This window comes from Oceanobacillus damuensis, assembly GCF_001618145.1.
Taxonomy (GTDB): domain Bacteria; phylum Bacillota; class Bacilli; order Bacillales; family Amphibacillaceae; genus Oceanobacillus; species Oceanobacillus damuensis.
In genome coordinates this window covers 1-14,404 of sequence record NZ_LQNF01000041.1, presented here as the reverse complement: position 1 = coordinate 14,404, position 14,404 = coordinate 1, and the positions used below count along the sequence as shown (strand labels likewise).

Sequence of the window (14,404 nt, the reverse complement as noted above, 5' to 3'; positions counted from 1 at the left end):
TTTTGGGGACCGACTAGTTGGTCTGTCTCATTCATTCTTACCTGTTTTTTCCTGATAGGAAAAGAAGTCTTTCTCTGCAGGAACGTCCTTATCATTATTACTGGCAGTCATTTCTGGCTGTATGACCGCATGCAGTATTAAATCTACAAAAAAGTTTCCAATCTCATCAATTGTGTTGACTCCTGATTTCTGATACCACTTATATGTCCAGTTAACCATACCCAGTATCGCCATCGTAGTTATTTCTGCTGAAAGCTCTTCACGAAATTCTCCACAATTTTTGCCATCGATAATTGCCTGTCTAATGATTTGTTTAAATTGATGCCGCTTATCTTTAACCAGCTTTTCATACTGGGGTTTTAAATAGATACTCTCCTGATAAAATACAGAAAGATGTGGTTTATAACGATCAAACACGTTGACAAAATCCTTCACAATTGCTTGCAGTCTTTTCGTCGGTGACTGGTACATCTCGTTTGCTTCTGTTGCTTTTTTCAGCACATAGGTTATAAAGGTATCATGGATGACGAATAACAATTCATCTTTAGAGGTGAAATGATGATAAAAACCACCTTTGGACGTCTCTGCATCTGCAATGATCTGACTGACAGAAACTCCATGAAAGCCATGCCGTTCAAATAAAAGTAATGACGAGTCGATAATTTTCTGGCGTAGTTCCGTCTCAATCCCTCCTTCATAAATTTCATTAATATCTTAACACAATAATCAGAAAATATAAAGTGTTTTTATTAATAAAAAAGTGACTGGGATAAAAGTGGTTTTGTTATAGAAAAATCCGAACCATGATTCAGAATTCTTTAGTCAGAATTCGAATTAGTTCGGATTTGTTCTTTTTTTAGGCTTGCAAAAGATATGTTAAGAGCCTTCAATTTTAAAGCTCATCGAATGGTTTCTTGTACACAGCTTCTTTCCAGACCTCTGTAACTTCTCCCTGATTATCACTGTCGATAATAAATGATCCATTACTGTACCTGTCACTGGCTGACAGCTCAAGTGGAAATACATGATGTATTTCTTCGTTTGCTGTCTGGAAGCAAATCGTATCATTTTCATTAAGGACAAAGAATCCCCTAATTCGATGCGGTTTATTCTTTAATTCACGAAGCATGATTAATCCACGCTTAGCTCGGCTTGTTTTCTCAAACTCCTGCAATTTCATTCGTTTGCACGCACCTCGTTGCGTCACGATAGCCAGTGATGGTTCTGTCAAATCATCGAACACCTGGCCATTGACCACATATTCATCATCTTTCAGCAAGATTGCCTTCACACCTGCAGCACGCTGGCCAACTACTGATATCTCCGATTCGTGGTACCATAAGCCATAGCCTTTGTTGGATGCTATGAAGACATCTGAATTACCATCTGTCTGACATACACTTACAACCTCATCATCCTTTTTCAGATTTAAGGCAATGAGCGATTTTGAACGTCGGTTGGAATCGTATAATTGAAACTCACTTCGCTTAACCATTCCATTTTTCGTAAAGAACAGCAGATAATCATTGGAATCATTAAAGTCCCGAACAGGAATACATTGGATGAGACGTTCATCTTTTTCAAGTTGGACGATATTCGACACGTGCTGGCCAATATCTTTCCAGCGTATATCCGGAAGTTCATGAACAGAAGTAATTAAATATTTGCCTTTATTGGTGAAAAGCAAGAGATTGTCGGTCGTGTTCACTTCCAACAGTGAAATTGGATAATCATTTTCCTTCAATGCCATGTTCTCACCATTTGAAGCACTGTAAGATCTGAGGCTGGTACGTTTAATATAACCATCTCTTGTTACAGACACCAGCACATCTTCGCTTGCAACAGTAACTTCAATATTTATTTTTAATTCTTCAATCTGATCTTCTAATTTGGTACGTCTATTTTCAGTGAACGTCCTTTTAATATATCTCAGATCTTTTTTGATAGTTTGATGCAGTTTTTTCTCACTGTTCAGAATGGATTCCAGCTCTGTAATTGTTTTTCTCAGTTCATCAGCTTCTTTTTCCAACTGCGTGATATCCGTATTGGTCAATCTGTACAATTGGAGCATGACAATTGCCTCTGCCTGAGCTTCTGTAAACGCATAAGCTGCAATGATCCTTTGTTTTGCATCTGCTTTATCCTTTGATGCACGTATGGTTGCAATCAGTTCATCGAGAATGGAAATTGCTTTGATAAGTCCTTCAACAATATGGGCCCGATCTCTAGCTTTTTTCAGATCAAACTTGCTTTGCCTTGTTACTACATCCTTCTGATGGGAAATATACGCCTCAAGCATTTGTGGTAAAGAGAGCAGTTTCGGCGTTTTATCCTGTATGGCTACCATGTTGAAATGATAGGTTATTTGCAGATCTGTATTCTTGTACAAGTAATTCAGGACACCTTCACTGTTGGCTTCTTTTTTCAGTTCGACGACTACACGCAATCCTGTACGGTCTGATTCATCTCTGACTTCAGCTATCCCTTCCACTTTGCGGTCGATACGCAGCTCATCCATTTTTTTAACCATGCTGGCTTTATTGATTTCATATGGAATTTCAGTTATAACGATTTGCTCGCGGGAACTGCGCAAGGTTTCAATTTCTGCTTTACCTCTGACAATAATCTTTCCGCGTCCGGTTTCATATGCCTTTCTGATACCTTCTACACCCTGGATAATTCCTCCTGTAGGAAAATCAGGACCTTTAATCACTTTCATCAATTCTGGTACTGTTACATCAGGCTTATCCATTTTCATGATTGCCGCTTCAATTACCTCTTCCAAATTATGTGGTGGAATGTCAGTTGCATATCCTGCTGAAATACCAGTTGAGCCATTTACAAGCAAATTAGGAAATTTAGCTGGTAATACGACAGGCTCTTCGGTTGTTTCATCAAAGTTTGGAATAAAATCAACCGTTTCCTTGTCAATATCACGTAAAAGCTCGGATGATATCCTGGATAGTCTTGCTTCTGTGTAACGCATTGCTGCGGCCGGATCACCATCCATACTTCCGTTATTTCCGTGCATTTCAATTAACACATTTCTTAATTTCCAATCCTGACTCAAACGGACCATCGCTTCATACACAGATGAATCGCCATGTGGATGATAGTTACCGATAACGGTACCGACCGTTTTTGCTGATTTTCGGAAATGCTTGTCATGTGCATTCTTTTCTACATGCATCGCATATAATATTCTTCGCTGTACAGGCTTCAAGCCATCCCTTGCATCCGGAAGAGCTCTGTCCTGTATGATATATTTACTATATCTTCCAAATCTGTCACCAATCGCTTCCTCCAATGGAAGATCTAAAAACTTTTCTGTTTGTGACAAATCAATCCCCCCTTACTTATATCGATCATCATTCCAACTTGGGATCGGTTTAATAAATCAAATATGCTATCAAAATCCACTGGCCTGAATCGTATCCATGTTAAAGGTTTTCATCCTCAGACTGAATTTTTTCGTTTTCGAGTATATTTGTGTCCTCTTCCATACCGAATTTCACATGTCCTTCAATCCATTTTCTCCTTGGCTCAACTTTATCACCCATTAATGTCGTCACTCGACGCTCTGCTCTTGCTATATCATCGATGGTTACTCTGATTAATGTACGGGTCTCTGGATTCATGGTCGTGTCCCAAAGCTGGTCGGCATTCATTTCACCAAGACCTTTGTAACGTTGGATGGTATATCCATTTTTAAACTGTTTTAAAGCAGTTTTCATCTCTTCCTCATCCCAAGCATAAACGATTTTTTCGCTTTTTCCTTTTCCTTTGGATATTTTAAAGAGTGGCGGCAATGCAATGAAGATTTTTCCAGCTTCAACGAGTGAGCGCATATAGCGATAGAAGAAGGTTAAAAGAAGTACCTGGATATGGGCACCATCTGTATCTGCATCTGTCATGATAATGATCTTGTCATACTGCACATCTTCCAAATCAAAATCTCCGCCTACACCTGCTCCGATTGTATGAATGATGGTTGAAATTTCTTCATTCTTAAATACATCCTGGAGCTTGGCTTTCTCCGTATTGATAACCTTACCTCGCAAAGGAAGCACTGCCTGGAATTTACGATCCCTTCCTTGCTTTGCAGAACCACCTGCTGAATCTCCCTCCACCAGATAAAGTTCATTTCGTTTCGGATTTTTGGATTGTGCCGGTGTCAACTTACCGCTTAAGATATCTTTTCTTTTCCTTTTCTTGCCTGACCTAGCATCCTCACGAGCTTTTCTTGCTGCTTCACGAGCTTCTTTTGCTTTAATCGACTTTTTGACCAGCATTCCTGAAAAGTCCGGATTCTCTTCCAGAAAATAATTCAGATTTTCCGAAACAACGGCATCAACGGCAGAGCGTGCTTCCGAAGTTCCCAATTTCCCTTTTGTCTGGCCCTCGAATTGAAGTTTATCTTCGGGAACCCTTACCGAGACAACTGCTGTCAATCCTTCGCGAATATCCGTTCCTTCCAGATTCTTATCCTTCTCTTTCAGCAGGCCTATTCTTCTCGCATAATCATTGAATGTTCTCGTTATAGCCGTACGTGCTCCAGATTCATGTGTTCCACCGTCCCTTGTACGGACATGATTGACAAATGAAAGCATGCTTTCTGCGTAGCCATCATTGAATTGAAATGCAAATTCAACCTCTAATCCCTGTTGTTCCCCTTCAAAGGAAACAACAGGATGGAGCGTATCTTTTTCTTCATTCAAGTATGTAATGAACGATTCAAGTCCATCAGGGAACTCATAGATTTCTTTCTGATCATTCCGTTCATCGATAATTTCTATTTTTAGTCCTTTTAATAAAAATGCTGATTCACGTAAACGTTCTGAGATTGTTTCGAAATTGTACACTGTTGCAGAAAATATGGTTGGATCCGGTTTAAAATGGATAACCGTACCTTTTTTTCTCGTTGGCCCTCTTTTTTCCAGTGAAGTAACAGGCTTTCCCCCATTCTCAAAACGTTGAAAATAAGTAAATCCGTCACGGAAAATAGTCACTTCCAGCCATTCTGACAGGGCGTTTACAACAGATGCACCTACCCCGTGCAATCCTCCACTCGTTTTGTATCCTCCCTGTCCGAATTTTCCACCCGCATGTAAAACGGTAAAAATAACTTCTGTTGTCGGCTTCCCAGTACTGTGCATGCCGGTAGGAATACCACGGCCACTATCCTGTACAGAAATACTATTGTCTTTATGTATCGATACCTTTATATCATTACCATAGCCTGCCAGAGCTTCATCAACAGCATTATCTACAATTTCAAATACAAGATGGTGTAAACCACGGATATCTGTACTGCCGATATACATACCGGGCCTCTTTCTAACTGCATCAAGACCTTCCAGGACCTGAATGGAATCGTCCGAATATTGATATTCATTAGCCAATCGTCATCTTCTCCTTCCCTAACCTAACAAAAAACATATGCTATCTAATATATTAGAACAATTGTTCGCTGTTGTAAATTGATAGTTTCCGTTTAAGTGCTTATACAAAAATCATATTAACGCAGAATATGTTACCAAGTATACTATAATTGCTGATTCTCTGCATATAACATTCGTTTTTATATTGGATTCTCCCCTATTTGGACAATATCTTCCATATTTTAGACACTTAAAAAGAATGCCATAACACTGGCATTCTTTTCAAGTTTACCTTTTTTTATACGTTAATCTACAAGTACGGCGTGGACCACCTTAATACATAAATCCATAATCACACTGAAATTTCGCTCTTTTAAATAATCATAGGCTTCTTCATTGACAATTCCCTGCTGGGCCCAAAATACTCTACAGTCAGTTTCAGCCGCATCTCTGGCAACGTCCGGTAAATGCTCCGGTCTTCTGAAAACGTTAATAATATCGATTTTATCGGGTACATCTTTCAATGTGGGGTATGCCTTCTCACCCAATACTTCATCCACTGTAGGATTAACTGGTATGATTCGATAGCCGTTTTGCTGCATAGTCTTGGATATCTGATAGGCCGTTTTGTCAGGATTATCTGACAATCCAACGACAGCAATTGTTTCTGCCGATTCCAAAATACGTTTCAGTTCTTCTTTTTCCGGGTTTTGCCAAGACATGTTAACATCCTCCTTTAAATGGGTATTTACTTTTAATTATCAAGTAAACCCTCGTTAATTAAATACTCCCTTGCGACGTCGTTCGCAGATCTGTCCTCATAGTCCACCTGGTAATTCATTTGACGCATTTCGTCGTCTGTGATTTTTCCACTCAGCTGATTTAAAATCGCTTCAAGTTCCGGGTATTCTTCCAATGTATCTTGGCGCATTAATGGTGCGCCCTGATAAGGTGGAAAAAGATTTTCTGGATCATCAAGTGTCACTAAATTCAATTCTATCATATAGCTATCGGTAGCATAAGCATCAATCACATCGACTTCCCCATTCGACAAAGCATTTTGCCTGATTCCTGGTTCCATTGTCTTAATATCAGCAATATTCAAGTCATACACTTCACGCATGCCTACATAACCATCATAACGGTCATTAAATTCCAGTGTAAAACCTGCCGTAATTTCATTTTCGATTTGCTTCAGATCACCGATCTCCTGCAGGTTGTACTGCATAGCCATTTCCTCTGTGGTGGCCACTGCATACGTGTTATTGAATTCCATTGGTTCCAGGAATTCCATGCCATAAACCTCTTTCATCCCTTGCCTAGCCTGTTCGTATACTTCCCAGGCGTTATTACTTTCAGCCTGGTCCTCCAAATGAGTGACAATTGCAGTACCGGTAAACTCAGGATAAATATCAATACTCCCTTGTTGCAGTGCACGGAATAGGAATGCAGTCTTTCCAAGATTCGGTTCCAAAACTACATTCACATCCAGCTCTTCCTCAATTAATAATTTATACATATTGATCAATATTTCCGGTTCTGATCCCTGCTTTCCACCAATTACTAAATCGGGCTGTTTTGAACCATTAAACATAAAAGGCGACACAACAATAAGTACGGCTACAACCAGCATTGCAATAAAAGATTTAATTCCTGCCTTTTTTGACATTCTTTCAAATACTCTTAATATCAAATCCAAAAATATCGCCAGAAGTGCGGCTGGTATAGCACCAAGTAAAATCAGGTTGATATCAGCTCCACGATCCAGACCCAAAAGGATGACTTCTCCCAATCCTCCAGCACCAATCAAGGCAGCTATTGTTGTTGTACCGACAATGAGTACCATAGAGGTCCGAATACCAGCCATTATTACAGGCATTGCAATCGGAAGCTCCACTTTCGTCAGACGTTTAATTGAATTCATCCCCATCCCTGTGGCGGCTTCCTTCAGGGCTGGATCAACCTCTCTTATGCCAGTATACGTATTTCGCAGAATAGGCAGCAAGCCATATAAAACAAGTGCGATAATCGCTGGAGTCGTTCCAATACCGAAGAAAGGGATTAAAAAAGCAAGTACTGCCAGACTGGGAATTGTCTGCATTACAGCTGAAGTACCGATGACAGGTTCAGCTGCCTTAGGATACCTTGTCAGGTATAAACCAAGAGGAACAGCAATAGCGATAGCGATAATCAGCGAAACCATGGATATTTGCAAATGCTCCAGGGTTGTTTCAAGAAGCATATCCTGCCTATTTTGAAAAACGGTTATAAATTCGTCCATTAGCGAATCACCCCGTTTTCTTTATCTGCTTTGCTTTTCAAATATCCGAAAATCCTTCTATAAGTCAATACACCAACCACCTTTTGTTCTTTCAAAACTGGAAAGAGTGGTTGGTCACTGTCTTCCAAGAGTTCTGTTGCATCATATAAAGTCATATCATATTCAATGGTTTTGCCATTTACCGTTTCTCCGTTCACTAAAAGTTTTACGAAATTATTGCTTTCATCCACCAATACGTAAATTCCCTGTGTTGGATAATTGCCTGCAGGATAGGTAGAAGCAAAGATGATATTATCTATATTTTTATCTGAGATATGGTCAACCGTTATTTGCCATGGTGAATTACGATTTCCAAGGAAGTCTTTGACGAACTCATTTTCCGGATTCGTAATCAATTGTTTTGGTTCGCCCAGCTGAATGATCCTGCCTTCCTGCATTAAACAGATACGAGCACCCAATTTCAACGCTTCATCCATATCATGGGTAACAAAGACAATCGTCTTCTTGATCTCTTTCTGCAATTTCTTTATGTCATCTTGCAACTGTACCCTGCTTATAGGATCGAGCGCACTAAAAGGTTCATCCATTAAAATAATATCGGGATCTGCAGCCAATGCACGTATAACACCAATACGCTGCTGTTGGCCACCGGAGAGTTCACTTGGTTTTCTTTGCTTATATATGGACGGGTCCAAGCCGACCATTTCCAGTAATTCATCACTGCGTTTGGTCGTTTCCTTTTTACTCCACTTCTTCATCTCTGGCACGATGGAAATATTTTCCCCAATCGTCATATGAGGAAATAAAGCAATTTGCTGCAGGACATAACCTGTATTCCATCTCAGTTCATTGATTTTATAATCCTTTATGTTTCTATCATTTATGTATATAGATCCCGTAGTAGGTTCTATCAGGCGATTTATCATTTTCATAGTCGTCGTTTTGCCACAGCCGCTTGGTCCGATAACGGTAAGGATTTCTCCTTCTCTCACTTCAAGAGAAAAATCCTTTATCGCCTCTGTACCATCTTCATATACTTTGGTCACGTTTTTAAATTCAATCATATCTGGCCTCCTTATTTTATTAAAAATACCCCCTCCCTTTAATTCTAAACCAATTACACTTATATTTCCCGTCATACAGCTTTACAGATGTCCTTTCCCTAGAAGGCCAGAACTGCACTGCTCGTCTCCATGTAAAATATTGCTTTTGCCCAAAAATCTGTAAACTACGAAGTATGCAAAGTCGGATAAGCGTCTTCGGCGACCGCTCGGTGAAATACACTGCGCGCATCCTAAGGCGGCTGGTGAGCCCCTTCATGCTACGCATTTCAGTGTCTCACCTATGCCTTTTCTCCCGTTGGAGTCTCCGTGTATTTCCCCGAGCTGGTTAGAGGATTGCTTATTATTATTTCATATATAACAGCTAAAATAACATCTTACAACTACACCAGTCCGGGATTACTCCGGGCGGTGACTCCTCAAAAATACAAACCAATTTTCTTCGTGCGATGCGAAGGCTGACGAAGCGTTCCTTGTCCTGCGGGAATAGCACGTGTCCGAAGACCCCGCAGAGTGGTTTTCTCGAGGAGGCTGAGGCCGTGCCCGCGGAAAGCATCCGCCCGGAGTGCCCCGGACGGCAGCATAAGCACGTTTTTCGGGAATAAATCTACAGTTACTTCGCATTTTATATCAAATGCGTAGAGGATAAAGAAACAAAGATAACGAAAAGAGCCTTTCATAAATTATTTTTTAGGTTCTTTATCTTAGTAGTTCGTGCTAAAATAGCGATATAGCTTCCCATTGGAAGTTAAGTATCAAATTATTACTTATGAAAGTAGGAAGAACAATGGATTATTTTTTATTCGCACTCATAGCGTATTTATTAGGATCCATTCCGTCAGCTTTGCTCGTCGGAAAGATTGGATACAAAATCGATATACGGGAGCATGGAAGTGGTAACCTTGGAGCGACAAATTCCTTCCGGGTGCTCGGATTCAAAGCAGGGATGATCGTCACATTGGCAGATATTCTGAAAGGGACTGCCGCTACCTTGATTCCACAAGCATTTGGGGCAGATATTTACTTTTTGGCAATCGGTATCTTTGCAGTTATCGGCCATACGTATCCCATCTTTGCCAGATTTAAAGGTGGAAAAGCTGTTGCAACTTCAGCCGGTATTATTTTAGGGATTTATCCTTTATTGTTTATCATTATGATCTCTACCTTTTTAGTCAGCTTGTATTTATCCAAATATGTGTCCCTTTCATCAATGATCACAGGAGTCATAAGTGTATTGATCTCTTTATTCTTTAATGATCTAGGACTCGTAATCGTCATTTCAATACTGACGGCTTTCGTTTTTTACCGTCATAAGGAAAATATTAAACGGATTAAAAATGGCACCGAACCAAAAATCAAATGGATGTAATCATTATTCAGTGAAGACCAATGAATTGAATATTGATAGTCCATTCAGTATACTTAAGATTAGTTATATAACCATTAGCATAGCTAAGGTTAGCAATATACCGCAAGAAAGGGGACTATGCTATGCAGCAGACCAAAATACTCCCGACAAAACAATTACCTACAAAAGAACAGCGACTTAAATTATTCGGTTCTGTCCAGCCTGCTGAAAAGACGAAACCAGTCGAGAAAAGTCAAATGGCGGACTTACAAAATACAATGAATGATTTCTTATTTGATCTTGATGTTGTCGGCATATCAAACGTTAAATATCCAATTGTAATCGAAAGTAATATAAATCCTGGGTTCCAGACAAGTATAGGAACATTCAAGTTTTCATCCAGCCTGACAAATACAAGTAAGGGAACTAACATGAGCCGTTTTATGGAACAATTGAATAATTATCATGAACACGGCTTTGCTGTCACGATCGAAAATCTGAATAAATTTACGAAAGAATTGGCTGAACGACTTGAACAAAAGGATGCAACAATAGAAGTTTCTTTTCCTTGGTTCTTTGAAAGGAAGGGCCCGGACTCAGGACTGACAGGTCTAAATCATGCGGAAGCATCTATTCGAGTAACCTATGATCAATCTGAAGGTTATTCGGCGACAGTTTCCCTATCCGCCCTCATCACTACATTATGTCCATGTTCCAAGGAAATAAGTGAGTATAGTGCACATAATCAGCGCGGAGAAGTAATGATGGAAATTACGTTAACTGATGATTTTGATGAGAAAAGGATGGATTGGAAAGAGGCACTTCTGGAAGCAGCTGAAAGCAATGCAAGTGCTAGGCTCCATCCTGTGCTTAAACGCCCGGATGAAAAAATGGTTACCGAACATGCGTATGAAAATCCACGCTTTGTAGAGGATATCGTTCGCCTTGTTGCTGCCGATCTGTATGAAATGCCCTTTGTCACGAAGTTTCAGGTCTCATGCAGAAATGAAGAATCCATACACATGCATGATGCCATCGCATCAATCAAATATGATAAACTTGCCGCAGTAAATGAGTAATTAAGAGATGAAATTCATATTTATTGGCATCATTAAATTTTATCGCGCTGCAATAAGTCCATTTACACCTTCAACATGCCGATTTCATCCAACCTGTTCGGAATACGGACTTGAGGCTTTCAAACGATTTGGAGCAATGAAAGGATTTTATTTAACGATCAGAAGAATCAGCAAATGCCATCCTTTTCACCCTGGTGGCGTGGACTTTGTACCAGAAAGACCGAGGAAACGCAACAAGTGATTTCAAACCTGAAAGGGAGTTGCTCAAATGAAACTTGATATCAGTAATAAAGCAGCCATTTGGTATAAAGAGGAACTGGATATTGAAGAATCTGAAGATGTACGTTTTTTTGTCAGATATGGAGGAGTCGGTGGAAAGATTCCTGGATTTTCTCTAGGGATAAAGAAAGATCATCCACAATCCGTCCACACTTCTGCAACTGTCGAAGGGATAACATTTTACATTGAAGATTCTGACCTGTGGTACTTTGAAGAAAGTGATTTAGCGATAGAATATGATGATGTCCGCAATGAACCCGTTTTGAAATATGTCTGATCATTTATCCATTTTAGATTCTGTATAAAAAGGCGTCAGTTCGACGCCTTTTTATAATTTAAATCTTTCTATTTGATCCCACTTGTTCTCTTTTTGTAAGATATGCTTCTGGGATTCACCGAATAAATCAAAATGTGGGTATTGTTCGTCTTTATGAATCCACTGTTCCTTAAGACCATATGTCTTACCCCACTCTTTCAGTTTCTCCAAATCACTGCAGCCTACCTTTGTGACTGTTTTACAGCCAGGGAATCGGTCATCCAGCCAATAATGGGTTAAAAAGTCTATTTCTCCATTTTCGACGTTTCTCTTCCATGAAAGCAAATCACTTCTCTTTAATCCAAAAGCCATTATTTTTCTCCTTCGATTTGTTTTAAATAAGCTTTATGCCAGTCAGGGAACGATCTTCTTAAAGAGATAGGCCGAAATGAATCTTTTTTGACAACAGTATGCTTGGTATACCCACTAACAGCTATTTCACCTTGGGCATCGATAATATCGTATCCATAGACGGTCCTTATGCCGTCATATTCTTTCAGCCATGTTTCCACGAATGCCTCTTCCCCGTATCTGACTGGTTTTTTATACGTAAGCCGGGCATCAAGAACAGGTGAGACAACATGATGCTTCTCCATTTCAGCATAGCTCAATCCTAATTCTTCAATATATTTGGTTCTACCAATTTCAAACCAAACTAAATAGTTCGCATGATATACGACTCCCATTTGGTCTGTTTCCTGGTATCTGACTTCAATTGGTGTTCTTACTTTCAGCAATGCAACTTCCCCCTATTTTTTCTATGCTCTCTTAATCCTATCATAAAATTAATAAATCATTGCAATATTCGACACTGGTTCCAGACGGAGCTGAATGATCAAAAGCGGAGGTGACTGTTCAGAAACTCTATGCTAGCAAGGGACTGTAAAGCGTATGGTTTTTGCGCTTGGAATGTCCATTGCTTATGACAGGAGTTTCTAGGAACCGGAGCTGGACGTGGCTGTTTATGAGCAAAAATTTCACTTATTTATTAAATAAAACACCTCAAGTCATCGAAATGATTTGAGGTGTCTCTATATGTTTAATCATTTTGGTTATGATAATATTCATCTTTAATTTCTTTGCGAAATCCTTCGATAGCTTCTTCTCTTCGCTTGTTTTTGGCGATAATCTGCTCTTTCTCCTGACCACTTGTGAATTGCATGGTTTCATGGGCTTTTTCGATATTTTGAATGGTGTCCTGAACCATATCCTGTAACTTTTCTACATTATCACTGCGATCATCAGGTTTCGGTTTATTTTGTTTATGTGGCATGTAGATACTCCTTTCTGTAATAGAATAAGCTTATTTTTTCATTAAATTCAATTCCTATACAAAAATTGCTGCATTCCAAAATATTGGAATGCAGCAATTGCTCAGTTCTCATTTGCTTTTTTTAACGACTCATACATTCGCGAATCGATACTGTTTTCGATTTTTTCAATAATCCTTCGATCCTGTAGAATCTGTTTTCTGTTTTCTGCGACTAATTCATCAAAACTAAGCTTCTTTTTAAGAGACATGGCAATTCACCCTTTTTAAAAAGAGTATTACCAAAAACGGAAAATTTTATAATAAATAAATTAATTTAATTCATGAACCATTTCTTCCATAAACTCGTATTCCATTGGTCCAATCCATCTCGGCTGTTGAACGGTTCCGTCAGTACCGATAAAATAGGAAGTCGGTGCAGCGTAAACTTTATACTGGTCAGATACATGGGAACCGTGATCTAAAGGAATCGTATAAGTAAATGAAAATTCTTCGATAAAATCATGTACATCTTGTTCGTTCTTTTCCATATCTGTCAAGTTTACCGCAACTATCTCCACTTCATCACCGTATTCCTCATAAAACTTCTGCATTTCCGGCATTTCCTCGCGACAAGGCGGACACCAGGTATACCAGAAATTTATAATTACTTTTTTACCTTGGAGATCCGACAGTTTTAATTGGCCCCCATCAAGCGTTTCCAATTCGAAATCAGGTGCTGCTTCTCCTGGCTCTATTCCTGTACTTTCGGGTGGGGCTATTGCTCCCCCTTCTGCATTTGGATCACCAGTTACATTATATATATTAGGCTCTGCATTCTTCTCAATCTGCTGTTCAATAAAATTCCCGATTATAATTCCAGCTAACACTATTAATAAAGTAACGCCGAACATCTTTTTAAACAAGATTTTCTTCCCCCATAATGAGCATAATAGTACTTCATTCTTATCGTAAGTATTAATAGTCCATTTGTAAAGAGACGCAGCCAAATGTTTTAAAAATAGTCATTTATTTTTAAAACATTTATGTCCTTGGGCAATTAATAGTACTTGGAGAACAAAAGCGCAAGCGCCTTGATCACCCCCGACAAGCTTAAGTAGAAACTACCAGTGGCGTTCTTTGCCGCAGGTAGTTTCTACTCAAGACCTCGAGGGGGTAGGCGCTGGAGCTGGACGATCAAAAGCGAAGGTGACTGTTCAGAAACTCAACGCTAGCAAGGGACTGGAAAGCGCATGGTTTTCGCGCTTGGAATGTCCCTTGCTTATGACGGGAGTTTCTAGGAACCGTAGCTGGACGCGGCTGTTTATGTGTAAGGGTTAATTGCTGCCAAAATTTATACTCCCTCTATATACTAACGTTTTCTCTTGTTTACGCCGTTTTTCTTAGAAT

General features: G+C 39.5%; 15 protein-coding genes and 1 pseudogene. 4 read left to right on the top strand and 12 right to left on the bottom strand.

All coding sequences use genetic code 11. The features are described 5' to 3' along the window. Positions 1-27 precede the first annotated feature (27 nt). The 7 genes and pseudogenes from A4245_RS17535 to A4245_RS17510 form a co-directional block, all read right to left on the bottom strand. Positions 28-537 (bottom strand): TetR-type transcription factor C-terminal domain-containing protein, encoded by a 510-nt coding sequence (locus A4245_RS17535; protein ID WP_324609866.1) that lies wholly within the window; start codon positions 535-537, stop codon positions 28-30. A 3-nt stretch (positions 538-540) separates the two neighbouring features. Then, a pseudogene (locus tag A4245_RS20870) lies at positions 541-660 on the bottom strand (TetR/AcrR family transcriptional regulator); the annotation flags it as partial. 232 nt (positions 661-892) lie between these two features. Then, positions 893-3,340, bottom strand: a complete 2,448-nt coding sequence (parC, locus tag A4245_RS17530) for a DNA topoisomerase IV subunit A (protein ID WP_067730319.1) — start codon at positions 3,338-3,340, stop codon at positions 893-895. 100 nt (positions 3,341-3,440) lie between these two features. After that, complete coding sequence (gene parE, locus A4245_RS17525) at positions 3,441-5,402, bottom strand: DNA topoisomerase IV subunit B (protein WP_067730317.1); 1,962 nt, start codon at positions 5,400-5,402, stop codon at positions 3,441-3,443. Positions 5,403-5,686: 284 nt separating this feature from the next. Continuing rightward, on the bottom strand, positions 5,687-6,103 hold the full coding sequence (locus A4245_RS17520; RefSeq protein ID WP_067730315.1) for a CoA-binding protein: 417 nt from the start codon (positions 6,101-6,103) through the stop codon (positions 5,687-5,689). 32 nt (positions 6,104-6,135) lie between these two features. Continuing rightward, positions 6,136-7,662 (bottom strand): ABC transporter permease/substrate-binding protein, encoded by a 1,527-nt coding sequence (locus A4245_RS17515; protein WP_067730313.1) that lies wholly within the window; start codon positions 7,660-7,662, stop codon positions 6,136-6,138. After that, the gene (locus tag A4245_RS17510; protein WP_067730311.1) at positions 7,662-8,726 is read right to left on the bottom strand and encodes an ABC transporter ATP-binding protein; all 1,065 of its coding nucleotides are present in this window, start codon (positions 8,724-8,726) and stop codon (positions 7,662-7,664) included. The genes A4245_RS17515 and A4245_RS17510 overlap by 1 nt, the downstream gene beginning before the upstream one ends. Before the next feature lie 784 nt (positions 8,727-9,510). Between A4245_RS17510 and plsY the strand changes: the two genes are divergently transcribed. The 4 genes from plsY (at position 9,511) to A4245_RS17490 (ending at position 11,706) form a co-directional block, all read left to right on the top strand. Beyond that, positions 9,511-10,092: a glycerol-3-phosphate 1-O-acyltransferase PlsY gene (plsY, locus tag A4245_RS17505; RefSeq protein WP_067730309.1), complete on the top strand. Its 582-nt coding sequence runs from the start codon at positions 9,511-9,513 to the stop codon at positions 10,090-10,092. 122 nt (positions 10,093-10,214) lie between these two features. After that, on the top strand, positions 10,215-11,150 hold the full coding sequence (gene folE2, locus A4245_RS17500) for a GTP cyclohydrolase FolE2 (protein ID WP_067730307.1): 936 nt from the start codon (positions 10,215-10,217) through the stop codon (positions 11,148-11,150). Positions 11,151-11,157: 7 nt separating this feature from the next. After that, positions 11,158-11,391: a membrane protein insertion efficiency factor YidD gene (gene yidD, locus A4245_RS17495; RefSeq protein ID WP_067730305.1), complete on the top strand. Its 234-nt coding sequence runs from the start codon at positions 11,158-11,160 to the stop codon at positions 11,389-11,391. Between the two features lie 27 nt (positions 11,392-11,418). After that, on the top strand, positions 11,419-11,706 hold the full coding sequence (locus A4245_RS17490; RefSeq protein WP_067730301.1) for a HesB/YadR/YfhF family protein: 288 nt from the start codon (positions 11,419-11,421) through the stop codon (positions 11,704-11,706). 51 nt (positions 11,707-11,757) lie between these two features. On the opposite strand, the gene A4245_RS17485 is transcribed toward A4245_RS17490, so the two are convergent. From A4245_RS17485 to A4245_RS17470, 5 genes are all read right to left on the bottom strand, one after another. Continuing rightward, the gene (locus A4245_RS17485) at positions 11,758-12,057 is read right to left on the bottom strand and encodes a hypothetical protein (RefSeq protein ID WP_067730299.1); all 300 of its coding nucleotides are present in this window, start codon (positions 12,055-12,057) and stop codon (positions 11,758-11,760) included. Further along, on the bottom strand, positions 12,057-12,482 hold the full coding sequence (locus tag A4245_RS17480) for an acyl-CoA thioesterase (protein WP_067730297.1): 426 nt from the start codon (positions 12,480-12,482) through the stop codon (positions 12,057-12,059). The genes A4245_RS17485 and A4245_RS17480 overlap by 1 nt, the downstream gene beginning before the upstream one ends. Positions 12,483-12,784: 302 nt before the next feature. Next, entirely contained in the window at positions 12,785-13,018 is a 234-nt protein-coding gene (gene tlp / locus A4245_RS17475; protein ID WP_067730296.1) for a small acid-soluble spore protein Tlp, read from the bottom strand. A gap of 101 nt (positions 13,019-13,119) precedes the next feature. Then, positions 13,120-13,266: an FbpB family small basic protein gene (locus tag A4245_RS19830; RefSeq protein WP_084268856.1), complete on the bottom strand. Its 147-nt coding sequence runs from the start codon at positions 13,264-13,266 to the stop codon at positions 13,120-13,122. A 60-nt stretch (positions 13,267-13,326) separates the two neighbouring features. Then, positions 13,327-13,920 carry a TlpA family protein disulfide reductase gene (locus A4245_RS17470; RefSeq protein WP_067730294.1) on the bottom strand — a complete coding sequence of 198 codons (594 nt, stop codon included), beginning with the start codon at positions 13,918-13,920 and terminating at the stop codon, positions 13,327-13,329. Between the last annotated feature and the right edge of the window lie 484 nt (positions 13,921-14,404).